The organism is Anaerostipes butyraticus (assembly GCF_016586355.1).
Lineage (GTDB): Bacteria > Bacillota > Clostridia > Lachnospirales > Lachnospiraceae > Anaerostipes > Anaerostipes butyraticus.
In genome coordinates this window covers 61,087-84,077 of the sequence record NZ_BLYI01000024.1, presented here as the reverse complement: position 1 = coordinate 84,077, position 22,991 = coordinate 61,087, and the positions used below count along the sequence as shown (strand labels likewise).

Sequence of the window (22,991 nt, the reverse complement as noted above, 5' to 3'; positions counted from 1 at the left end):
TTCCCTTTCTGGAATTACTTCATTATTATTTTAATGTCATGATCTTCGTACTGTTATCCGCTTTGTCAGCCGGTGATACTTCCAGTTCTTTTCCTTTCGCGTCCGCTACCAGGAACATAGTCTGGGTCTGATACCCTTTCTCTTTTACCAGATCCATATTGAAAGACAACAGCTTATCACCTTTCTTTACTTCATCACCTGTATTTACATATAATTCGAAACCTTCTCCGTCCATCTTAACGGTATCAATTCCTGCATGGATCAGAAGCTCTGCTCCTGAGTTCAGTGTAATGCCAATGGCATGCTTTGTTGGGAACACCAGGCTGATCTTTCCATCTGCAGGAGCATAGATCACTCCTTCTTCCGGATTGATTGCCACACCATCTCCCATTGCTTTCGATGCAAATGCCGCATCGTTTGATTTCTCGATTGGAAGGACTTCTCCCTTCATTGGAGAATAAAGATCTTCCGGTCCTGTCACTGTTTTTACTTCCTGTACTTCTTCTGTTTTTGTTTCTTTTTTCTTGTTTGTCTGTTCTTCTGCTCCAAGGTTAAATTTCTTCCAGAAAATCACTGTCATCAGTGCAGATACTGCCATGGATAAGACAAGTCCGATCAGGAAGTTCGGATAATCCTGCGGCTTCATGGAAATAATTCCAGGAATTCCGGCAGCTCCCATTGCCTGTGCCAGTACTTTTGTTGCGGCACAGTAGGCACTTCCTACTCCGGATCCGATGATCGCTGCATAGAATGGGTATTTTAATTTCAGTGTTACACCAAACATTGCCGGCTCTGTGATTCCTAAAAGCGCGGAAACACCAGATGCAGAACAGATAGATTTCATCTTTTCATTCTTTGTTAAGAACAGAACTGCGATAACGGCTGCTCCCTGTGCCACGTTGTTCATACTTGCTGTCGTAAAGATAAAACTTCCGCCTGTATGTGCTGCGTCTGCGATCAGCTGAGTTTCAATCGCGATAAAACTATGATGCATACCGGTCAGACAGATTGGTGCGTAAGCAAGACCAAACAGTCCGCCTCCGATAAATCCAAGCGTGTTATAAAGCCATGTGATGCCTGCTGCAAGAAGGTTACCTGCTTCTCTTAAAACTGGTCCGACAATGATGAATGTCAGGAAAGAAGTTACCATGATAGATAACAACGGCGTAGTTAAGTTATCCAGCCATGTCGGTGTTACCTTATGCAATTTCTTTTCAATCGTTGCAAGGATAAATGCGACAGCTAATACCGGAAGGACAGTTCCCTGATATCCGATGGCTTCAATATGGAATCCGAAAATATTCCAGATTGGCGGATCGGCAATACCGATGCTGTAAGCACTTAACAGATCCGGGTGAACCATGATCATTCCCATTGCTGCTCCAAGATATGGATTTCCTCCAAATTTCTTTGTCGCGCTGAATCCAATCAATACTGGAAGGAATGTAAACGGCGCATTTGAAAATGTATTGATCGCTGTAGCCAATCCTTTCCACTGCGGATATAATTCAATAATAGATTTTCCATCAATCAATGCGGAAGTCAGGATATTATTGATACCCATCAGCAGACCGCCGGCTACGATCGCCGGGATGATCGGCACGAAGATATCACTTAATACCTTGACAAGTCTCTGTATGATATTCCCTTTTTCCTCTTCCGGCTCCTCATCTGCCGCTGGTCCGACATCGCCTCCCAGCTGCTTCTGCACTTCATCGCAGACCAGATTTACAAGTCCTGATCCAAAAATGATCTGAAACTGTGACTGAGTGAGGAACACTCCTTTTACTCCTTCAATGTCACTGACTGCATCTTCGTCTCTTAAGTCGTTGTTCTTAAGCTGCAGTCTCAAACGTGTTGCACAATGCTGAACGGATTTGATATTATCTTTTCCGCCGACATTTTCGATAACCTGACTGGCAATCTTTGCGTAATCCATATCTTCTCTCCTTTTCTTGATTTAGTTGTGGTATCGGTTCCATATTTGTATTATATGGCTGTATTGTATTTTTGTCAATACTTTTTGTGGTATCGGTTCCATATTTCTCGTTTTTTTTAAGGACATCTGCACTGGCAGACGCCCTTTGATATTTTTCCTTTATTTTTTATCTCATGGTTATGATAGAATCAAGGATCAGCAGGATCAGCAAAAGTCCGGCTGCTGCATACGTCATCCGGCGATTCATATGGCCTGTTATTTTTTCAAATACCGGCTGCAGAAGATATAAAAAAATCATGCCTCCGATTCCAAACCGGATACTTGGGTTTAACGCAATCCGCCCCTGAAAATTAAAAGCAAATCTCTCATAATCCCACATCCATCCGCCGGTCACTGCTTCCATAATATAGCTTCCGATCAGTTCCGTTATCGTTGTCACTGCCATAATTCCTAAAAATACAAAAACCGGAGTTACATACAGCCTCCCCAGGTATAATTTCTTTTTCTGCACTCCTCCCAGAGTCAGCAAAAGCAGCAGGGCTCCTACTCCATAAATAATGCAGTACGGGCCAAACAAAACCCCTCTGTTGGAAAATCCCCACCGGTATACAACAACCTCAAGGAATACCTCATACAGCCATCCGATCACTGAATACATCATAAAATAAAGAAACCATCTGGATGCCTGAAGCAGTTTATTCTTTTTCATACTTTCCTTCTCCTCTTTTGTTTTACAACCGTTCTTCCTATTTTTACAATACGATCACATGAAAGTCAATCTTCAATTTCTCCAGAATATTGAGAATTTCTCTTCGTCCGGTGAAGATCAGAATCTGCCTCTCACAGTTCTGGGACAGATAAGCTAACGTATTCTTCAATCTCTCATCATCATAATTACCGAACACATCATCCAAAAACAGCGGAAATTCATCTTCTCCATACAGCAGCTCTCCTGCCGCAAGACGCAGAGCAAAATAGAGCTGTTCCACGGCCCCATTGCTCAGATATTTCATGTCAATGTATCTTCCGTCCTGTCTTACCATCATTTCCATGGACTGATCCATTACAGCTTTGTCATATCTTGCACCGGTCATCTGGCAGAAAATATCCGATATCTTTTCATTTAATTCTTCACCAAAAGTTTTCTGAATATCCGCCGCGGCCGTTTCAATGCCCCAGATGGCGCGGTCGATCCATCGCACTTCCTGTTCCGCTTCTTTTTTCTGCGTCAAAGCAGACTGATATTCTTTTTTCAAATCTTCGATTTCCTGTTTCTGCTCCAGCAGATGTTCCTTTTCCAAACGGACCACTTCCAGTTTGTGACAGATTTCATTCTTTCTGATTTCTTCCTGGTCAACACCAAACAGTCTCCGAATCCACTGCAAAATTCTCTGCAGCAAAGACAGCCTTGGCTTCTGATTCAGCTGCCGGTACAGCTCTTCTTCCTGCGTTTCATACTTTTTTAATTCGTTCTCCTGGAATGACGCTTCTCCCAGACGCTGGCGAAGCTGCTCACTTCGGTAAAAAGCAGGATTTTTCCTGGCATTGCGCCGCTTTCCTTTCAATATATTAACCGCCTTGCGGATATCCAGCCGTGCATCCTGACTGTTTCTCAAATTTGCCATAGAATTCTGCAGAATTTTCTGCATTTCTTTTCCTGTGCGAATATCGGCCTGAGTTAAAGAGGCTGTATTTTGGAATGATTCCGCAGAATTTTCAAACAACACTCCCTGCAGACTTTGTTTCGGAAGCGGAATTTCCTCCATGGTATCTTCCAGAAACAGGCGAAACTGCCGATTCCCGGTCTCAAATGTCCTCTGGATCCGATATCTCTGTCCTTCTTTTTCAACCAGCAGATATCCGCCATATCTGCCTCCTTCCACCGGCATATATCTGGTATAGTCATCTTTTCTGGCGGCTGTCCCTCTGCTCTTTTCCAGCCCAAACAGCATATGGAACATAAACTGGCGCAGTGTTGTCTTTCCCGTCTCATTGTTTCCATAAATAACCTGAATTCCCTCGGATAATTCCGTATGATAATCATGAAATTTTCCAAAGCCGTCAATCCCGATTTCTTTTATCTTCATACTTCTCTCTCCTCTGATAATTCCAGTGCTTCCATGGCATACGCCAGCGCTTTCGGTTCATCTTCCAATAATTCTGCCACCCTCCGCATCAGGAGATTATCTTCCCTGGAAAGATCCCGTCTCTCCCATATGCTCTTTGTCTGATCCGTAATCCCGGAAATCCGGTATCTTTCCTGAATTCTTTCTATATCCAGTTCAATCTGCGGATCCATCGTTCCCTGCAGGATAATTTCGTGGATATTTTCACTTCCCCGGTAGGAAATTTCTGTGTCAATCCGGTCCAGAATTTCTTCTCCGCTCATTTCTTCTGTTACATAGACTTCCGTCCGGACATATTCCCTCCTGGAAAACGGGTGAAATGTAATGATCTGCCGTTCTTCACTGATTTCTCCTTCCATAAAGCCATGACGTCCTGTCTCCGTATGATCCAAAGGTTCCAGAGATCCTGCATACGCCATCAGGTCCTCAAAAATCACTTCCGGTTTATGGATATGTCCCAGAGCAATATAATCAAATCCGGACCATTTCAGACGTTCTCTGTGAATTGGTATATGCTTTTCGTCTCCCCCGTGAGCCAGAAGGATCCTGATTTCATCTCCCTCCTCTTCCGGCCGCAGCGAGTCATAAAGAGGGTCTTCGATCTGATCCTGCCAGTAGCTGAAACCATAAACTGTCGTATTAAGCTCAGGAAAGCTTATTTTCTCCAGTTCCGGTCCCTTCAAAAGAAACGTATCTGATTCCCATTCATAGGCTTCCAGACCGGTTCCTTTTTTCAAATAATCATGATTTCCCGCAATCCAGACTGTTTTTGTATGATCCAGCTGCTTTAGAAGATAGTCTGCCTCCCGAAGATCTGTAAGTGACGGCTGCCGTTCAAAAAAATCACCCGAAATCAGCAGAAGATCTGTTTTCTGTTCTTTTGCACGCTCAAGAACCCTGCGAAAGGTTTCCTTGATTTCTTTTGCGCGCTCTTTCCCCCAGGGCTTCTCTCTCTCCGGACGTGCGCCCCAGTGTACATCTGCAATGTGGATCAGCTTCATCTGATTTCTCTCCTCTCTGATTTTATGATCTGTCATCATCATATCATACCCCTGTCTTTTTTCCAAAGACATTCCGGCAGGATTGCCTGAAATCTTTCCGCAATAAAAAAACTCCCCTTCATCCAGACACAGCTTTCTGCCGTTATCTGCATAAAAGGGAGTTTTGATCATAACAAATCCGGGCTTTCAGCGCACCGATAGTTTTTTACGCTTCCGCCTTTGATAAACTTATAGTCAACCACCTGTTTTTTGGAAACCCGTTTTTTCTGAATCATCTTCAGAATCGTCTCTGCCCCAAAATATCCCATACCGTAAGAATCAAATTTCAGCGTGGTAAGTTCCGGCGTCAGCAGGGTGCTCTCATCATACCCGCCAAAACCAACAACCGAGACATCTTCCGGTATCTTCTTCCCTGCTTTCTGCAGGATCTTATAGGCTCCAAAAGCCAGACGGTCTGTAGCGCATATCATCGCATCGACATCCGGGGCCTTCTCCAGAATCTCCCGGGCTACAGTCTGTCCCCCGATAAAACTGTAATCACTTTTTCCGATGATCAGATCTGTGATCCCATACTCTTTCAATCCATCGATCACACCTTGTTTTCTCCGGATTCCTACTGCCACGTCTGTCTCATAAACTCCGATATATCCTACTTTTTGATGCCCGGTCTTCCCGATATAGGCGCCTATGTATCTGCCGGCACTGTAATCATCATCAATGATTGAAATTCCTTCCTCATATTCCTGAGCCAGCACCACAATTGGGATCTGGGTCTCGGCAAATAATTCCCGGTGGTCTTTTGTAATGGCGATGGAACTGATCAGAATCCCATCTACATTCATCTGAATCAGGCGCTGAATGTTTTCCAGTTCCTGGTCGATATCATGATCTGAACTCTGAATCAGCGTTGTATAATTCTTCTCTCTAAGGTAACGGTCAATGCTGGTGACAACGCGTCCGGTAATCTTTGAGTTCAGTGTTGGGACAATAACTCCGATCAGCCTGCTCTGCTTCGCCTTCAGTCTGGCAAAAGCATTTGGCTTATAGTTATATTCTTCTATTATTTTCTGAATCTTTTCTCTCGTTTCCTGCTTCACATAGCCTCCGTTGAAAAAACGAGATACCGTACTCTTCCCAACACCTGACAACTCCGCGATATCTGCCATTGTCATCTTCTTTGTCATGAACCATCACCTTCTTTTTTCTTCTTAAAACAGGATTCCCTGTCTTTTCACAAACACAGGCTGTTTCATTGATCTGAAGCAGCCTGCGCCTGACTCTCTTATTATACCCGACCAGGGCTTAAGAGACAATATTCATTTATGAAATTATTTTACCCGGATTACCTCGGTTGTATTGTCAGCTTTCGGTGCCGGAGTTACGGTAACGGTCTTTCCTTTTGCGTCTGCCACCAGGAACATAATCTGAGGGCTGAATCCATTCTTTTCCACCAGTTCTTTATCAAATGTGATCAGCTTATCTCCTTTTTTCACACGTTCTCCTGCTTTTACAAATTCCCTGAATCCTTTTCCTTCCATTTTTACAGTATCAATGCCTGCATGAATCAGAAGTTCTACTCCGGAATCCAAAGTAATGCCAACGGCATGTTTCGTTGGAAATACCAAACTGATTTTCCCATCGGCCGGTGCTGTGATTTCTCCATTTTCCGGATTAACCGCCACACCGTCTCCCATTGCTTTTGACGCAAATGCCGGATCCGCCGCCTGGTCGATTGGAAGAACTTCTCCCCTGGCCGGAGAATACAGGATTTCTTCCTTATCCGTATCATGATTTTCTTTAGAATCTGCACTGACTTCTTCGTCTGCTTCTATCTCTGCCGTTTGTTCATCACCATTTCCTGTTTTATCGGTAATTCCCAGAATAAAGGTAACGATAAACCCGGCCGCAAGAGCAGTTACATGAGCAATAATATAATTAACATATCCTCCATGGGCAGGATCCGCAAGAGCGATTCCCGGAACAACAGTTGTTCCAAATCCAAGAGCCGCCAGGTTTGTCAGATAGACGACTGCTCCCCCGATCGCGCCTCCGATACAGCCGCCGGCCAGCGGATAACGATATCTGATATTTACACCAAACAGCGCCGGTTCCGTGATTCCAAACAGTACAGAAATAAAACTTGGAATACAAAGTTCTTTTGTTTTCATTTCTTTATAATGTCTTGCCAGATATCCTAGAACAGCTCCGCCCTGGGCGATGATTGCCACTGACATTAAAGGATTCAGGAAGTTGCGTCCGGTATCCGCAAGAAGCTGTGCTTCAATCGCTCCAAATACATGATGAAGTCCTGTGATAACGATCAGCTGCTGCACACCAGAGAAAATCGCATATCCGATCAGTCCGAAAGACTGGGTCATCCATACGAGCCCTGTGGTAATGCCTGACGCAAGCCCGCGCCCGATCGGGCCTACAATAAAGAACAGAAGCAGTGCGCTGACCAGAGTTGTAAGCAGCGGAGATACCAGCAGCCGGATAACTTCCGGAACTTTGCGTTCAAAGAAAATATCCAGTTTTGCCGTTACAACGCCGATCAGCAGCGCAACGATAATTCCACCCTGAAATCCGACTAATTCCACCGGAAATCCGAAAATATGAAGAACTTCCACATCCACGGTTCCCTGAGCCGCCGCATAAGCGTCTGCCAGACTGTTTGACAGCATGATGCATCCTATTACAATTCCCAGAATCGGACGTCCGCCGAATCGCTTGCACGCGCTGTAAGCAACCGCCAGCGGCAGGAATCCGAAAATTGCCCCAGATGAAATATTGATGATACGGTTTAATCCATATAATGTTGCATTTTGCTGTACGATTTCCATGTTCCCCAGGACTCCGGAAATACCTGTCAGCAGAGCCGCCGCCAGGATTCCCGGCATGATGTCGATAAATACATCAGAAAGTGCCTTTAACACCCTTTGAAGCGGATTCATCTTTTCATTGGCTTCTGTTTTCAAATCACTCAGACTCATGTTTTTCATCTGAACATCATCGGCAAATACTTCGTAAACGGCATTGACCAGTCCTGCCCCAAAAATAATCTGGAGCTGATCTCCCGCAACGAAAACTCCTTTTACCAGATCCACATTCTCTATGCCTTTCATATCTACAACATCCAGATCTTTTAATACGATTCTCAGTCTTGTTGCACAGTGAGCCGTTCCCTGGATATTATCTTTGCCTCCGACCAGCCGGATCAAGTCCTGGGATATTTTCTCATAACGTTCATTCTTTTCCTGACTCATTCTAATTCCTCCCTGTTTATAAGAAGCTGTTTTCATCTATCCTCTGGAAATGATAGCATTTGCTTCGGAAATCCTGCTTGCAGAGCGGAATGCTGATTCCGCTGTACATAAGCTCATCTCCTCCGTAAATATTTCCAGTTTCCATGTCCTGATAATATGCGTCACATTCTAGTCCCTTTAATTTCATAATCTGGACAGGTGATGCCGGCCGGCTCAGAATTTCAAAATAAAATCCTACTACATCCTTCCCGTCCTCTGATACAAAATTCCATTGTGCCAGATTTCCATCAAATGGATTTTTGATTCTGAAAAGCCTTCCAAATTGGATGGTCTCCCGAATTGTTTTATAAAAATCAATCTGCTGTTTAATTTGTTTTAACTCTTCCTGACTGCATCTGGTAAGATCCAGTTCATAGCCAAGATTCGCACTCATTGCTACATATCCCCGGGTTTCAAGAGAAGTCTGACGTCCGGTCTGCTGATTCGGACATCCGCTCACATGGGCGCCCATGGTGATTGGCGGATATGTAAGAGATGTTGCATACTGTATTTTCATTCTGCAGACAGCATCTGTGTTGTCGCTGCACCAGGTCTGAGGCATATAATACAGCATCCCCGGGTCAAATCTTCCTCCGCCGCTTGAGCAGCTTTCAAATAAAATATCCGGATATCTTGTTGTCAGAGTATCCAGAATCCGGTACAGCCCCAGAACATACCGGTGAGTAATTTCTCCCTGTCTTTCTGCCGGAAAAGCTCCGCTTCCTACATCGGTCAAATGACGATTCATATCCCATTTCACATAATCGATCCGCGCGCAATCTAATACGTTGGAAATACTTTCAATCACATAATCACAGACCTCTTTTCTGGACAGATCCAAAACCAGCTGCCCTCTTCCAAAGGTGTAAGGTCTTCCCGGCGTATGCAGGACATAATCCGGATGCTTCCGATACAGACAACTGTCTATGGAAATCATCTCCGGTTCCAGCCAGATTCCGAACATAAGACCTTTTTCATGGATTTTTTCTTCCAGTCCTTTCAGGCCGTCCGGCAGCTTTCGTCTGTCTTCCGTCCAGTCTCCAAGAGAGCTTTTCGTGTCATCTCTTTTGCCAAACCATCCGTCATCCAGAACAAAAAGCTCTGCTCCGACTTCTGCTGCCTTATCTGCAATTTCCAGGATTTTTTCCTCTGTAAAATCAAAAAATGTTGCCTCCCAGTTATTGATCAGAATTGGCCGGATTTTTTTTGCGAACTGACTTCTGATCAGATGATTCTGATAAAAATCATGATACGTCTGTGACATCTGATTCAGGCCTTCTGACGCATAAACCATGATCACCTCTGGCGTATGGAATTCTTCTTCCGGCTCTAACAGCCACTGTCCATTCCATGGATTCATCCCCATCTGAAATCTTGTATTTTCAAATGCGTCTGTCTGAACCGCAGCAATAAAATTACCGCTGTATACAAAGTTTGCCGCATAAACCTCTCCAAAATCTTCTGTTGTCTCCGGACGGAGCAGTGCCATAAATGGCGCCTGCTGCGGTGAACTCGTTCCTCTCAGACTTTCAATCTGAATCGTACCGCTCTTTAATGGACGGCGATCCATATTTCTTTCATTATTATGAGCGCCGTACAGTGTTAAAACGTCAAACCCTGCCTCACGGATATCCACAGACATACTTAACATTTTTGTCAGCATGACCTTTTCTTTCCCTGTATTTTTAAAGTGCACACTCCTGGCTATGACATTTTGGTCCTGGAACACGTGATACCACAATTCAACTTTCAAACCGGAGATTTGATCAAGCATATGAACTTTTAGTGTATCTACCTCATTGTCATTTCCAAAAGAAGCCGGCAGTCCCGGCAGAGGCTCTTTTCCGGAAACAATTTCATGGCTCTGATAGATCAGGTCACTGATCCTTCCTCCTTTTTCGTCCCGGATTCCATAAGCACAGTTCCTGAAATCACCATTCCCTGTCTGCGGATATTCCTGAGGCAAAGTATCCAATGAAAATGTACGGTCCAAATCATCGGGATTCGGTGCAAATCCACGGTCTTTCCAGATGATCTTCCGGCTTCCTCCGTATTGATTCAGCTTTCTTCCCCAATATAAATGAGTCAGATGTCCCCGGATCACTCCCATAACATAACTTGTATCTTTTGCCTGCAGATGAAAGATCTGATTTTCTTTTTCATAGACAATTGACATCTTCTCACCTCCTCGTCTTGTCCCTTGCAATTTTTATTATATCAGCTTATACTTTTAATTATATGGACTTTTGTTGTTTATATATGGCGCTTTGTTGACCTTGCCAGGAAAGGAATTCCCAATATGACAGATTTTCATTTTTCCAATGATTTTACAAGAAATATTGACGCTATGGTCTACACCTGCGGATACGAAGACTGTAAACCAGGTCATAGTTACGGACCTGCTATCAGAAGCGGTTATATTGTACATTACATTTTAAAAGGAAAAGGATTTTTTCAGTGCAGAAACAAAATTTACCGTCTGCATTCCGGAGACGCCTTCTGCATCCATCCCAATGAGAGAATTTACTATGAAGCAGATTCCCATGAACCATGGTCTTACAGCTGGATCGGAATGCGTGGAATCAAAATCCAGCAGTATCTGAAACGGACTTCTTTTTATGATGCTCCTTATCTCCATCTGAATGAAGACCCTGAGCTTCTCCGGTGTCATGAAAAAATGCTGGAAGCATCCATGCTTTCAGAAAACAGAGATCTGATGATGAATAGTGTTCTATATGAATATTTATATCTTTTAACGCAAAAATTTCCCAGGGAGAATCTGTCTCCCCAGGAAAAACAAAATCATTATGTTCAGGAAACTCTGCAGTATCTGGAAAATCATTATGAGGAAAATTTCAGTCTGCAGGATATTTCAGCTCAGCTTAATATTGAACGTTCTTATCTGTATCGTCTGTTTAAATCTTCCGTTGGCGTCTCCATGAAGGATTACCTTCTGGATCTGCGGATCAGCCGGGCATGCTCCCTTCTGTCAAACAGCAGCCTTTCCATATCTGACATCTCAAGATCCGTCGGTTATAAGGACCCGCTGTATTTTTCCAAACTTTTTAAGAAGAAGAAGGACTGCTCACCGAGCCAGTACCGCAGAAATTTTATCTCATAGCCTACCACTCTTTTTTATGATAAAGCCAGACAGACAGCGGGTAGGTTGCTGCCAGAAGAGCAATGGAAATCAGAGGAAGCAGCAGAATGAACAAATCCAGATTGATTCCTGCAAGGAAATTAACGATCATAGGAAGGTCTTCGGCTCCTGCGAAAATCCCTCCCGCTGCAACTGCCACAATAATGATAAAGAAAATGAGATATACTCTTGCTTTTTCCATTCCAAACCGGATATTCAGCGGAAGCATCAGGGCCATAGGAAAAACACCTACTGTAATCATAGCAGCCAGTATTGTAAAAAACTGCTCTTTTGCGTTTCCCACGCCCGGAATGAAATAGAAAATGGCAGAAAACAGCAGATACACTCCTACCGCCACGATCAGCGCAATCACACCCAGCAGATATTTTTCCAGTACCAGATGTCCGGATGAAACCGGGAAGCACCGGCTGTATTTCTGCCATCCGCTTTTTTCATCATATCCCATGGTATTTAACGGAATCATGGCAACCAGAATCATCATATAACAGCCCCAGAATACAGCATTTCCCTGTCCTGTCGCAGATGAAAAACCCGCAACTGCCAGCAAAATCAGAAACCATCGATATTGATAGCGTATTTCATACCAGTCTTTCAGCAGTAATCCTTTCATTTCATTCCTCTCCTTTCTTTTTTAGATAAAAAGATGATAATGTCTTCCAGTGTCGGAACTTCTGTCTGATATCCTTCCGGAATCCGGGATTTCTCTACCAGTGCTTCTACCCCATAACCATAATCCCGGATTCCCGCGACAGCCTGCTGGTCCAGTTCCTCCAGTTCTTCCTCAGAGCATTTTAAAATCCCATAAGCTTCCAGCATCTGATCTTTTTCCCCACAGATGATCAGTCTGCCTTTCTGGATAAAGGCGATGTAATCACACAGCTTTTCCAGATCTCCTACGATATGAGATGAAATCAGGATAGAATGGTTTTCATCTCTGGTAAAATCATTAAACAGATCCAGAATCTCATCCCGCACCACCGGATCCAGTCCACTGGTAGGTTCATCCAGTATCAGCAGTTTTGCATTATGAGACATGGCAACCGCAATCGACAGTTTCCGCTGCATTCCTCTGGAAAACTCTTTGAAACGTTTCTTCTTCCTCGGAAGGGAAAAAAAATCTGTCAGCCGGTAAAATTCTTCTTCGTCCCATTTCTTATAGATGTTTTTCATGATTTTATTAACCTGCTCCACGGTTATTCCTTCCGGAAACTGAGATTCATCCAGCACGATTCCTATCTCTTCTTTGCTGGATGCCAGAGAATCTTCGGTTTTTTCTCCGAATACTCTGATCTCTCCGTGATCCTTCCGGACCAGGTCCAGAATCATTTTGATCGTTGTGCTTTTTCCGGCTCCATTTTCCCCGATCAGTCCCATAATATACCCTGACGGGAGACATAGATTCAGATCTTTAATCTGAAATTGTCCGTAATCTTTCTCCACATGACGCATTTCTATTGCATTCATCCTTCCACATCCTTTCCCATAATCTGAAACATTTCCATGACTTCATCAGCTGACATTCCGCAGACTTTCGCCAGTTCCCAGATTTTCTCCATATAACTTTCCATCTTCTTCAAATTCTCTTCCCGGATCAGTTCCAGATTCTTCTCTGCCACAAAGGATCCTTTTCCGGCAACAGAATTGATAAATCCATCTTTCTCAAGTTCATCATATGCTCTCTTTGTTGTAATCACACTGATTCTGAGATCTTTGGCAAGTCCGCGGATGGACGGGAGCATATCGCCTTCTTTCAGCTTTCCCGCAATGATCATATCTTTCATCTGCTTATATATCTGTTCATAAATAGGGTCTCCTTTTGCATTGCTGATAATGATCTTCAGAGAAATCCCTCCTTCCAATGTTTATTTCATTCTTACTGTATATGTACAGTATATACAGTTATAACAGATATGTCAATCACTTTTCTGACTTTTATACGGCAAAACAGGTAGTAAAAGAAAAAGAACTGCGTTTTTTAATCTGCATCTGGAGAAGAGAAAGGAGAAAATTAATATGTGCGAAATATTAGACCGCATTGAAAACCGCGGAAAGAAGGAAGGTATCCGAATGGGCCGGGAGATGGAGCAGGAGCACATCAGCAAACTGATCGTTCTTCTGAGCCATGACGGCAGCCTGCAGGAAATCGAAAAAATTGGAGAAGATCCGGCATATTGCCAGCAGCTTCTCCAAAAATACAATCTCATATAGAGAGACACACATTTCATTTTTCACTGGCCGGATCATCCGCCTTTTTTCGCGCCTTCAGATGGATTCTTCGAAAAGCCTCCAAATACCGGCCATCCGGCTGTACCGTTTCCCGCAGCATTTTTTCTATCATTTCCTGACGAAATTCTTTCCCTTCACGAGCCGGAAGCCTTTCCATAAACGGAACCAGGCTGGGCTGATCCATCCACCCGATCAGTGCCTCCGCATTTTCAAAATAAGTATCCCTGTTTTCTTCCGATACTTCTATTTCCGTAAAATCACAGGATTCTGCCAATTTCCGATATTCTGACACCACAGGCATATACCATGGCCACTGAAAATCCTGGAAATATTTTTTGTATTTTTCTTCTTTTATCTTTGCCCGCACCGCTTCAAAAAAATTTTTACAATTCCCGTCTCCGGCAAAATTCCACAGCAGCATGCCGCCTGGTTTCAGTGCTTTCCAGCTGCGTCTCAGCAGATTTTTATGATCCAGAATCCAGTGAAGCGCCGCATTGGAAAAAATCACATCGTAATTTTCATGGAACTCCATCTGGCTGATATCCATACACAAAAATTCCAGATTTTCTTTTTTATTCTGCCTGGCAGTCCGTATCATCCCCTGTGACGCGTCAATGCCGGTCACTCGTCCTTCCGGTACCATCCCGGCAAGCCTGGCCGTAAGCACCCCGTCTCCGCATCCGAGATCCAGAATGATTTCACTGCCTTTCAGATTCAGTTCTTCTATCAGATGATTCCCCCATTTTTTCTGATGTCCGGAAACTTTTTTATATTTTTCGCCGTCAAACTCAAATGCTGTCATATTTTCCCTCCTTATCTTTTTCCCCTATCATACCATGCAGAAATATTTTTCTGCAAAGTTTTTTCTCATAAGGCCGCAAACCGAAAAAGACCGAACCCTGTCAATCAGGGGCCGGTCTTTCACTGGGGAATATAAAATTAATTCAAGTTAACATCCTTTATATACTATTTCCATTTTACATGAAAATTATGAAATATATGTTTTTCTATTCTCCTTGTAAATCAGTGCAGCTGCCACGCCGGCGGCAATTACAGCGAAAATCTTTAACAGTCTCATTTGTTTCCCTCCTGTTCCTGCTCTGAAAGCGGTATAAAAATTGTTTTCTGCTTACAAGGAACAGGATACATCTGTTTTGTGTTCATAATGTTTGCTTTTTGTGTTTGAATTGTTAAAATGCAGTTTTTCTCTACACGTATATATTATACCATATATCTCACATATTGTATAATATATGAAAGTACTGTGATCAGCCTGTTCTTTCCGGAATCAATCTTACGTTCCTTTACTCCCTTCTTCTCCATATACTTCCCGTTTTTATCCACGGTCAGGGAACCATCCTGCAGTGTCTGAAGATTTTGAGCCAGCTGATCGGCAATCTCTTTTCCCTGGACAACGAGCATGGTTTCCGTATCCACATACGTACTCCTGCAGTCAAAATTGTAAGATCCCACAACCGCCAGATCATCATCAATGACCATTGACTTTCCATGTGTAGAATGACGTCCCATATATTCACAAATCTGAACTCCGGTGTCCAGAATATTCTGTCTGTTCCTCCGGTAATCTGCAGAAGCGCAGATATTGTCTCCGGAAGCAATGGAATTCAGGATGATCGTTGTGTCGGGTACCTTTCGTTTCACTTCCTTCATGCCCTCATACATTTCATCCGAAAATACCGCATACGGAGTATGGATCAATACTCTTTCGTCTGCGTCCAGCATCAGCTGCTTCATCGTTTCCCACACATATGGTTCTTTTCCATAGATATGTGTTGGATTGGTCACCAATGTGGCCTTTTTGACCGGCACTGTAATCGTTTCATAATCCAGATCAGGAACCTTCAGTTCTTTGTTATGTTTTAAAAGACGGCTGATTTCTTTCGAACGTTTTTTCTCTGACCATCGGTTAAATTTTGTTTTACAGACATCCAGATTCCATACTTCTTTAAAATACTCTTTTACCTGCCGGACCGCACTGTTTTTCAGCCCTCCTGTGTTCACCACCAGGATTTCCCGGTCCAGTCCGACACTTTTTCCTTTATGAGTCCCGATAAAATAATCAAACATATTCCTTCCGCCCATCAAAAGATACCGGTCGTCTGTCACCAGATATTTATCATGAAGGCATCCATGGATCGTCCACGGTTTCAGCGGATTTGGCGTATTATAAAATCGGATCTCAATATTGGGATGACTGCCTGCCGCCTGAAAAATCTCTTTTCCGCTCATATGAACAGTTCCATAAAGGCCATCTACCAGAATCTTTACCTTAACCCCTCTCTGGGCTGCCGCTGTCAACGCGGCAAAAATATCATCCGTGCTTTCTCCTTCCCGAATGTCAAACGTTGATATAATGATCTCTTTTTCTGCCTTTCGAATCATATCCAGCCGGACATCCAGCGCTTCCTGATTTCCCTCTACAATCTTTGCCCGGTCCGTTTCCTTTTCGCCCGGGTTCTGATAAAAATCCTCCGCCCGGATCTGCTCTTTCCCTGCGTCACTTACACTTTTCTGATGAATAAACGGCGCCAGCATGCCGACGATTACATACAGAATATATGCCAGAAAAACAGCCAGGACAATCCTTCGTTTCTTTTTCATCTTTTCCTGCCTCCTCTGTAAATTATTTTACATTTTACCAGTATATCATATAATCTGTCTGTTTTCTCGCGGATATTAAAATCTGTATTTTTTATACAAAAAAGCCAGCCTTCCCGGCTGACTTCTTTGCTTTTCTATAATTCTTCCCCGTTGCTTTCAATCACTTTCTTATACCAGTAGAAAGACTTTTTCCTTCTGCGTTCCAGGGTGCCTGTTCCGTCTTCCTGCTTGTCCACATAAATGAATCCGTACCGTTTTTTCATTTCGCCGCTTCCAGCGCTGATCAGATCAATCGGCGCCCAGGAAGTATATCCCATCAGATCAACCCCGTCTTCTTCTACCGCGTCACGCATGGCCTTGATATGGTCTCTCAGATAATCAATCCTGTAATCATCTGAAATTTCACCATGTTCATCGACTGTATCCACGGCTCCAAGACCGTTTTCTACAATAAACATCGGCTTCTGGTACCGGTCATACACCTCATTTAATGTAATCCGAAGTCCAAGAGGATCGATAGGCCAGCCCCACTGGCTGAATTTCAAATAAGGATTTTTTGCGGATTTAAAGAGATTTCCTTCCGCTTCTTCCTGGTCTCCTCCCGGCGCTGCAATACACCTGCTGTTGTAATAAGAAAACGAAATAAAATCTACCGGATATTTTCTCAGAATTTCCTCGTCACCTGGTTCCATTTCCGGAAAAACACCATTTTTCTTCAGTCTCGCTTTTGCGTAAGACGGATAATATCCCCTTGCCTGAACATCCGCGAAGAAATAGTTTTCCTGATCCACCACAAGAGCTTCCCATACATCTTCCGGGCGGCAGGAATACGGATATGCGCTTCCGGCGGCAAACATACATCCGACTTTGTTTTCCGGGTTTATTTCATGTGCCATACGGACTGCCAGGGCGCTGGCTACCAGTTCATGATGAGCAGCCTGATATTTAATCTTTTCTTCTTCCTCATCTTCTTCGAAATAAATTCCTGCTCCCATAAACGGCGCATGCAGGATCATATTGATTTCGTTAAAAGTAAGCCAGTATGTTACCGCATCTTTATAACGGGTGAAGAGCACTTCGCACAGACGCAGATAACAATCGATCATTCTCCGGCTTCTCCAGCCTCCCCATTTTTTAATGAGATAAATTGGACAGTCAAAATGTGATATGGTTACCAGCGGTTCAATTCCATACTTTTTACATTCTGCGAAAACTTCGTCATAAAATCTCAAACCTTCTTCATTCGGTTCCTCTTCATCTCCATTTGGAAAAATCCTGGTCCAGGCAATGCTCATTCGATAGGTTTTAAATCCCATCTCGCCAAACAGTGCAATGTCTTCTTTAAAATGATGATACATATCTACTGCTTCCGCTGCCGGATAACGATGTTCCCCATCCATCTCCAGCATTTTCATATGACCTGTAATCACGGCATTTCTGTCTTTTCCTGCCGGGCACACATCCACGTTGGCGAGCCCTCTGCCGCCCTCAAAGATTCCGCCCTCACACTGATTGGCCGCGGTCGCTCCGCCCCACATAAAATCTTTTCGAAATCCCATAGCATTCACCTCTTATTTCACAATATTTAACAGAACTTCTCCTGCTTTGATTTCCTCTTTATCTGTCTCTACAATATCCAGATAATCATCCATATTGGTGATCAGTACCGGAGTTTCCAGGCAGTATCCTTTTCCTTTGATAAAGTCCATATCAAAAGATACCAGTTTCTGTCCCTGTGTTACATGATCTCCCTGTTTTACAAAAGCTTCAAACCCTTCTCCTTCCAGCTGCACTGTATCCAGTCCAATGTGAATCAGAAGTTCTGCTCCGCCGTCTGTTTTCATTCCGATTGCGTGAAGGGTTGGGAATAACGCTGAAATTTCCCCGTCTGCCGGTGCATATACGGTTCCTTCGGAAGGAACGATCGCAGCTCCTTTTCCAAGAACTCCGGAAGCGAATGCGTCATCCTGGATATTTTCCAGTTTCAGCACTTTTCCACTCATCGGGCTTACAATTTCAGATGCGTTCAGCAGACTTCCTGCTTCCTTTTTCACTGGAGCCTGTTTTGTATCTTCTGTCTGCACTTCTGCATTTTTCTTCGGATCATCTTTATAAAGAATCATAGTGGCAATAAACGCAATAATCATCGTGATTACAACACCCACAACCGCAACGATCAGATTGCCCATACTTCCATCTGGTTCGATCATGGCCGGAAACTCAAAAATTCCCATTCCGCCCATCATAAATTTACGGAAGTTAAATGCTCCATAGAATCCTCCGCCAATGCATCCTGCGATACAGCTGATGACAAACGGTTTCTTTAATGGAAGCAGAATACCATAAATTGCCGGTTCCGTTACTCCGAAAATACCGGAAATAAAGTTTGGCAGTGCCATTTCCTTTAAATGTTTGTCTTTTGTCTTGAAAAAGATAGCCAGCACTACGGCAGATGTCGCGAAAGTACAGGCAAAGAACGGCATCATAACATTGTCGTATCCATTGGTCATGATGTTGTTGATATATACCGGAATAAATCCCCAGTGAAGACCAAAAATAACAAGGATCTGCCATGTCAGTCCTACGATTGCTCCCGCCAGCATCGGGCTTGCGTTTCGAACGGCCATAACCGCTTCAGCAATGATTGTTGAACCAAACGTTGCCACAGGTCCGATCACCAGAAGTCCGATCGGAATCGTGATCAGCAGTGTCAGCATCGGTACAAAGAAAAATTTCACAAGATCCGGAACAATCTTATTAAAAAGCTTTGAGCATTTTGATGCAAAGTATACGACAAAGATAACCGGGATTACCGTTCCTGTATAATCCATGGCGATCATTGGAATTCCGAAAAATGTCGTATATACCTGAGATTCAAACATAGTTCCGGCAAATAGTGTATACAAAGCATCTCCGCCGGCAGATAATGCTGAGTTCTGAATGGTCGGATAGCACATGATCGCTCCAATTACAAGACCGATCATTGGTTTTAAGTTAAACTTCTTCGCTGCTGTATATCCAAGGAACAGCGGCAGGAAATTGAACAGGCCATCACCAATGGCATTTAAAACAAGATATCCGCCGCAGGTATCGGTATAAAGTCCGATGGCAACAAACAAGGCATTCAGACCTTTGACCATACCGCAGGCAGCCATGATTCCAAGGATCGGCTGGAAAATTCCCGAAATGACATCGATCGCCCGGTTAAACAGGTTTCCGGATGGAGCATCTTCTCCATGATCCGCCTGATCCTCATCCAGTCCAAGAAGAGGCATCACGTCCGCATACACTTCCGGCACATGATTTCCGATGACGACCTGATACTGGCCGCCGCTCTTCATTAAAGTTACGACTCCGTCCATATTTTTGATCACATCATCATTCGCTTTTCCTTCATCCTTTAACTTAAAGCGAAGTCTTGTAATACAGTGGGTCAGACTGCTGACGTTTTCTTTTCCGCCTACATTTTTGACAATTTCTTTTGCCAGATTCTCGTATTTTCCCATTTTTCTCTCCTCCATAAAAATAATTTGGTTTATCTATGAAGGTTTGGCCAACTTAATGTCACCATCCAGGCATACTGTTTTTTATCTGCCGGTCTTATTGATCACCCGCTCAATGTGGATCGTCAGATAGATTTCTTCCTCTTTTGACAGCTGATGTCCATATTTCTTCTGTATAAATTCAGAAATCCGTCCGACACAGCGGTATGATTCCGGATATTTCTTCCGAATCACATTCCAGAGGTCGTCACTGTCATCCTCCTCGTAAAATTTATGATCCAGCAGACGCTTTGCAAAGAATTTCAGATGTGTAATAAATCTGTAGTAATACACATCATCCTCATCAAAATCAATGTGGAAATAGTATTTTACGATGTTGATCAGTTCCTGCATGATCTTTGTAATTTCGTACATATCATGCATGACTTCCTCATCCATCTGGGCATTTGCCAGATGAAGCGCAATAAATCCGGCTTCATCCTCCGGAAGCCGCACTTTGCACTGTTTTTCGATCAGATCCAGTGCCCACAATCCAATCTGGTATTCATCCCGGTAAAACCTCTGAATATCCCACAGCAGGACATTTTTCACCGTGATGCCATCCAGAAAGCGAAGGATTGATGTATGGACGTGGTCAATCAGAGAAATATAGATCATATCATTCAGCCTGCGCCCCAGACGCTTCTTTGCTTCAGCTATGATTTCTTCTCCCAGAGAAATATGTTCCATTGGAATGTCCTGGATCAGTTCTCTGAATTTGTTATGAGCTTCCGGTGTGGAAAGATGAAATTCCTTATCAATCATCTCATCCGGGATTTCCTCTCCTGCCTTTTTCTTAAAACAGATTCCCCGTCCCATAACAATCTGTTACTGTCCTTCTTCATTTAAAATGACTGCCACATTGTTATTCAGTACTTTAAAAATCCTCATCAATACTTTTCCTCCTGTACGGATTGATGTGCTCTGTTTCGGGCATAAAAAAAACCTATATGCACAAAAAAACCTGAAAGATGTCTTCCAAATCAATTTCTGCATATAGGTTTAGCTTGTCTGCACAATCACTATCCCTTTTTTTCTACTGGTATAGCATAAATTGTACAGAACCGTCAACTGAAACATGATAAAATCTTCCTCTGCTTTTTCTTATCTCATTTCCGGTCCTGATTTTCCGCAAACCATAAAATACCGCTGTCCTGCAGAAAACAGAACAGCGGCCTGATTTTTTGATTCTTATCTGTTATTTTACAAATTACATAATCTTTCTGAACAGCTCTTTCAGATCTTCTACGCCTGCATCTTTTGGATTACCCGGAGCACATGCGTCCTCATGGGCTGATTCTGCAAGGAAATCAAGATCTTCTTCTTTAATGGCATCCAGTTTTGCAGGGATTCCTACATCCTCAGACAGCTGACGTACTGCGTCAATGGCAGCTTTACGATATTCTTCCTGAGACATATCGTCAACGCCTTTGACTCCCATCGCTCTTGCGATCTCACGATATTTTTCTCCTGTGCTGTCAGCGTTATATTCCATGACGATCGGAAGCATCATTGCGCAGGCAACACCATGCGGTGTATCATAGACAGCCCCAAGTGTATGAGCCATAGAGTGGGCAATTCCTAATCCTACATTGGAGAATCCCATTCCGGCAATATACTGTCCCAGAGCCATACCTTCACGTCCTTCTTTTTCATTGGCCACAGCACTGCGCAAAGATCTGGAAATGATTTCAATGGCTTTCAGATGGAACATATCTGTCATCTCCCATGCTGCCTTTGTTGTATATCCTTCAATGGCATGAGTCAGAGCGTCCATACCAGTGGAAGCTGTCAGTCCTTTTGGCATAGATGCCATCATATCCGGATCAACAACCGCAATGACCGGCATATCATGAGAGTCAACACATACAAATTTTCTCTTCTTCTCAACATCTGTGATGACATAGTTGATTGTTACTTCCGCAGCGGTTCCTGCTGTTGTCGGAACTGCGATGATCGGAACACATGGATTCTTGGTAGGCGCTGTTCCTTCCAGGCTTCTTACGTCTTCAAATTCCGGATTGGCAATGATAATACCGATGGCTTTTGCCGTGTCCATGGAAGAACCGCCGCCGATAGCGATGATATAGTCTGCCTCGGCATCTTTAAATGCCTGTACACCATGCTGTACATTTTCAATCGTCGGATTTGCTTTGATGTCAGAGTAAATTTCATAGGCAAGTCCCGCATTATCCAGCACATCCGTTACCTTTCCTGTGACACCAAATTTGATCAGATCCGGATCAGAACATACAAACGCCTTTTTATACGCTCTTGCCTTTGCTTCTGCCGCAATCTCCTGGATTGCTCCTGCTCCGTGATAGGATGTTTCATTGAGCATAATTCTGTCTGCCATAATCATCAATCTCCTTTTCTTTTTTATTTTTGTCCGCCGGTTCTCTCCGGCTTACTCTGTTTATATTTTAACAATATCCGATGAAAATAAAAAGTTACAAAAGGAGCAATCTGTCACATTTACAAAAGTTCCAGTTCCTTAAACACGCCTGCCAGTTCTTCCGGCATAGCAGCGATCAGAGATTCCGCCAGCTGTTCCGGCGTTCCTTCTATCCTTCCGAACACCCACTGTACTGTCATATAAACAGAGCCCTGGCAGTACATTTCCAGAAGAAATCTTAAATGCACTGACATGGTCCGTCCGGACTTTTGCTCTATCCTTTCCGTGTAAAACTTAAGAATCAGATGGAAATCGTGATCCCTGAGATTATTCTGATCATCATTTTTAAAAGCAGCCTTAAAAAACAGCTTTTCCTTTTCAATGTAATGAAATTTATTGACCAGTCCTTCCCGGACTGTCTTTCCCTCTCCCATATGCTCAAAAGATTCCAGAAGGATCTTGTCAAAATACCAGTTTACCAGATCATATTTATCCTGAAAATTCCGGTAAAAAGTTTGTCTTGTCGTTCCGCATGTTTCCGTAATCTCTTTTACTGTGATCTTTTCCACCGGCGAATGTCTCATACATTCTTTCATCGCTTCTGCCAGCCGGTATTTCATCCTCTCTTTCGTTCTCCGCATATCCGCCATGGGCATTCCTCCTGTGATCTGATAGAAA

At 43.5% G+C, this 22,991-nt stretch carries 19 protein-coding genes; 2 read left to right on the top strand and 17 right to left on the bottom strand.

What is annotated here, in order from left to right; translation table 11 throughout:
- Positions 1 to 25: 25 nt before the first annotated feature.
- The 7 genes from JMF81_RS04855 to JMF81_RS04825 all read right to left on the bottom strand — a co-directional run bounded on the left by JMF81_RS04855 (position 26) and on the right by JMF81_RS04825 (position 10,544).
- On the bottom strand, positions 26 to 1,939 hold the full coding sequence (locus JMF81_RS04855; protein WP_201310326.1) for a sucrose-specific PTS transporter subunit IIBC: 1,914 nt from the start codon (positions 1,937 to 1,939) through the stop codon (positions 26 to 28).
- Between the two features lie 166 nt (positions 1,940 to 2,105).
- Complete coding sequence (locus tag JMF81_RS04850) at positions 2,106 to 2,648, bottom strand: putative ABC transporter permease (RefSeq protein ID WP_201310325.1); 543 nt, start codon at positions 2,646 to 2,648, stop codon at positions 2,106 to 2,108.
- 43 nt (positions 2,649 to 2,691) lie between these two features.
- Entirely contained in the window at positions 2,692 to 4,026 is a 1,335-nt protein-coding gene (locus tag JMF81_RS04845; protein WP_201310324.1) for an ATP-binding protein, read from the bottom strand.
- Positions 4,023 to 5,237, bottom strand: coding sequence for a metallophosphoesterase family protein (locus tag JMF81_RS04840; protein WP_243282540.1), 1,215 nt, complete (start codon positions 5,235 to 5,237; stop codon positions 4,023 to 4,025). The genes JMF81_RS04845 and JMF81_RS04840 overlap by 4 nt, the downstream gene beginning before the upstream one ends.
- The gene (locus tag JMF81_RS04835; protein WP_201310323.1) at positions 5,234 to 6,250 is read right to left on the bottom strand and encodes a LacI family DNA-binding transcriptional regulator; all 1,017 of its coding nucleotides are present in this window, start codon (positions 6,248 to 6,250) and stop codon (positions 5,234 to 5,236) included. Before JMF81_RS04835 ends, JMF81_RS04840 begins: the two co-directional genes overlap by 4 nt.
- A gap of 144 nt (positions 6,251 to 6,394) precedes the next feature.
- Positions 6,395 to 8,329: a PTS beta-glucoside transporter subunit IIBCA gene (locus JMF81_RS04830; protein ID WP_201310322.1), complete on the bottom strand. Its 1,935-nt coding sequence runs from the start codon at positions 8,327 to 8,329 to the stop codon at positions 6,395 to 6,397.
- 16 nt (positions 8,330 to 8,345) lie between these two features.
- The gene (locus JMF81_RS04825; protein ID WP_201310321.1) at positions 8,346 to 10,544 is read right to left on the bottom strand and encodes an alpha-galactosidase; all 2,199 of its coding nucleotides are present in this window, start codon (positions 10,542 to 10,544) and stop codon (positions 8,346 to 8,348) included.
- 123 nt (positions 10,545 to 10,667) lie between these two features.
- On the opposite strand from JMF81_RS04825, the gene JMF81_RS04820 reads away from it, so the two are divergent.
- Positions 10,668 to 11,489, top strand: a complete 822-nt coding sequence (locus JMF81_RS04820; RefSeq protein ID WP_201310320.1) for an AraC family ligand binding domain-containing protein — start codon at positions 10,668 to 10,670, stop codon at positions 11,487 to 11,489.
- Between the two features lies 1 nt (position 11,490).
- On the opposite strand, the gene JMF81_RS04815 is transcribed toward JMF81_RS04820, so the two are convergent.
- The 3 genes from JMF81_RS04815 to JMF81_RS04805 are packed head-to-tail and all read right to left on the bottom strand — an operon-like array spanning position 11,491 to position 13,369.
- Entirely contained in the window at positions 11,491 to 12,138 is a 648-nt protein-coding gene (locus JMF81_RS04815; RefSeq protein WP_201310319.1) for an ABC-2 transporter permease, read from the bottom strand.
- Complete coding sequence (locus JMF81_RS04810) at positions 12,135 to 12,992, bottom strand: ABC transporter ATP-binding protein (RefSeq protein WP_201310318.1); 858 nt, start codon at positions 12,990 to 12,992, stop codon at positions 12,135 to 12,137. The genes JMF81_RS04815 and JMF81_RS04810 overlap by 4 nt, the downstream gene beginning before the upstream one ends.
- Positions 12,989 to 13,369: a GntR family transcriptional regulator gene (locus JMF81_RS04805; RefSeq protein ID WP_201310391.1), complete on the bottom strand. Its 381-nt coding sequence runs from the start codon at positions 13,367 to 13,369 to the stop codon at positions 12,989 to 12,991. Before JMF81_RS04805 ends, JMF81_RS04810 begins: the two co-directional genes overlap by 4 nt.
- Positions 13,370 to 13,541: 172 nt before the next feature.
- Here JMF81_RS04805 and JMF81_RS04800 point away from each other — a divergent pair, with 172 nt between their 5' ends.
- Positions 13,542 to 13,736 (top strand): hypothetical protein, encoded by a 195-nt coding sequence (locus tag JMF81_RS04800; RefSeq protein WP_201310317.1) that lies wholly within the window; start codon positions 13,542 to 13,544, stop codon positions 13,734 to 13,736.
- Between the two features lie 13 nt (positions 13,737 to 13,749).
- Here JMF81_RS04800 and JMF81_RS04795 read toward each other — a convergent pair whose 3' ends face one another.
- From JMF81_RS04795 to JMF81_RS04765, 7 genes are all read right to left on the bottom strand, one after another.
- Positions 13,750 to 14,556 (bottom strand): methyltransferase domain-containing protein, encoded by an 807-nt coding sequence (locus tag JMF81_RS04795; RefSeq protein WP_201310316.1) that lies wholly within the window; start codon positions 14,554 to 14,556, stop codon positions 13,750 to 13,752.
- 419 nt (positions 14,557 to 14,975) lie between these two features.
- Positions 14,976 to 16,376, bottom strand: a complete 1,401-nt coding sequence (locus JMF81_RS04790; RefSeq protein WP_201310315.1) for a phospholipase D-like domain-containing protein — start codon at positions 16,374 to 16,376, stop codon at positions 14,976 to 14,978.
- 134 nt (positions 16,377 to 16,510) lie between these two features.
- Complete coding sequence (locus JMF81_RS04785; protein WP_201310314.1) at positions 16,511 to 17,935, bottom strand: 6-phospho-beta-glucosidase; 1,425 nt, start codon at positions 17,933 to 17,935, stop codon at positions 16,511 to 16,513.
- Between the two features lie 12 nt (positions 17,936 to 17,947).
- Entirely contained in the window at positions 17,948 to 19,882 is a 1,935-nt protein-coding gene (locus tag JMF81_RS04780; RefSeq protein ID WP_201310313.1) for a beta-glucoside-specific PTS transporter subunit IIABC, read from the bottom strand.
- A gap of 81 nt (positions 19,883 to 19,963) precedes the next feature.
- Positions 19,964 to 20,737 carry a BglG family transcription antiterminator LicT gene (gene licT / locus JMF81_RS04775; protein WP_308805585.1) on the bottom strand — a complete coding sequence of 258 codons (774 nt, stop codon included), beginning with the start codon at positions 20,735 to 20,737 and terminating at the stop codon, positions 19,964 to 19,966.
- Positions 20,738 to 21,128: 391 nt separating this feature from the next.
- On the bottom strand, positions 21,129 to 22,274 hold the full coding sequence (gene fucO, locus JMF81_RS04770) for a lactaldehyde reductase (protein WP_201310312.1): 1,146 nt from the start codon (positions 22,272 to 22,274) through the stop codon (positions 21,129 to 21,131).
- Between the two features lie 119 nt (positions 22,275 to 22,393).
- Positions 22,394 to 22,963: a TetR/AcrR family transcriptional regulator C-terminal domain-containing protein gene (locus tag JMF81_RS04765; protein ID WP_243282539.1), complete on the bottom strand. Its 570-nt coding sequence runs from the start codon at positions 22,961 to 22,963 to the stop codon at positions 22,394 to 22,396.
- Positions 22,964 to 22,991 lie beyond the last annotated feature (28 nt).

Bases quoted from the DNA above. Each gene is read 5' to 3' on its own strand.
- JMF81_RS04765 (WP_243282539.1), bottom strand. From the start codon at position 22,963: ATGGCGGATATGCGGAGAACGAAAGAGAGGATGAAATACCGGCTGGCA.
- JMF81_RS04830 (WP_201310322.1), bottom strand. From the start codon at position 8,329: ATGAGTCAGGAAAAGAATGAACGTTATGAGAAAATATCCCAGGACTTG.
- JMF81_RS04795 (WP_201310316.1), bottom strand. From the start codon at position 14,556: ATGACAGCATTTGAGTTTGACGGCGAAAAATATAAAAAAGTTTCCGGA.
- fucO (WP_201310312.1), bottom strand. From the start codon at position 22,274: ATGGCAGACAGAATTATGCTCAATGAAACATCCTATCACGGAGCAGGA.
- JMF81_RS04780 (WP_201310313.1), bottom strand. From the start codon at position 19,882: ATGGGAAAATACGAGAATCTGGCAAAAGAAATTGTCAAAAATGTAGGC.
- JMF81_RS04835 (WP_201310323.1), bottom strand. From the start codon at position 6,250: ATGACAAAGAAGATGACAATGGCAGATATCGCGGAGTTGTCAGGTGTT.
- JMF81_RS04840 (WP_243282540.1), bottom strand. From the start codon at position 5,237: ATGATCAAAACTCCCTTTTATGCAGATAACGGCAGAAAGCTGTGTCTG.
- JMF81_RS04855 (WP_201310326.1), bottom strand. From the start codon at position 1,939: ATGGATTACGCAAAGATTGCCAGTCAGGTTATCGAAAATGTCGGCGGA.
- JMF81_RS04810 (WP_201310318.1), bottom strand. From the start codon at position 12,992: ATGAATGCAATAGAAATGCGTCATGTGGAGAAAGATTACGGACAATTT.
- JMF81_RS04850 (WP_201310325.1), bottom strand. From the start codon at position 2,648: ATGAAAAAGAATAAACTGCTTCAGGCATCCAGATGGTTTCTTTATTTT.
- licT (WP_308805585.1), bottom strand. From the start codon at position 20,737: ATGGGACGGGGAATCTGTTTTAAGAAAAAGGCAGGAGAGGAAATCCCG.
- JMF81_RS04790 (WP_201310315.1), bottom strand. From the start codon at position 16,376: ATGAAAAAGAAACGAAGGATTGTCCTGGCTGTTTTTCTGGCATATATT.
- JMF81_RS04845 (WP_201310324.1), bottom strand. From the start codon at position 4,026: ATGAAGATAAAAGAAATCGGGATTGACGGCTTTGGAAAATTTCATGAT.
- JMF81_RS04800 (WP_201310317.1), top strand. From the start codon at position 13,542: ATGTGCGAAATATTAGACCGCATTGAAAACCGCGGAAAGAAGGAAGGT.
- JMF81_RS04825 (WP_201310321.1), bottom strand. From the start codon at position 10,544: ATGTCAATTGTCTATGAAAAAGAAAATCAGATCTTTCATCTGCAGGCA.
- JMF81_RS04820 (WP_201310320.1), top strand. From the start codon at position 10,668: ATGACAGATTTTCATTTTTCCAATGATTTTACAAGAAATATTGACGCT.
- JMF81_RS04815 (WP_201310319.1), bottom strand. From the start codon at position 12,138: ATGAAAGGATTACTGCTGAAAGACTGGTATGAAATACGCTATCAATAT.
- JMF81_RS04785 (WP_201310314.1), bottom strand. From the start codon at position 17,935: ATGGGATTTCGAAAAGATTTTATGTGGGGCGGAGCGACCGCGGCCAAT.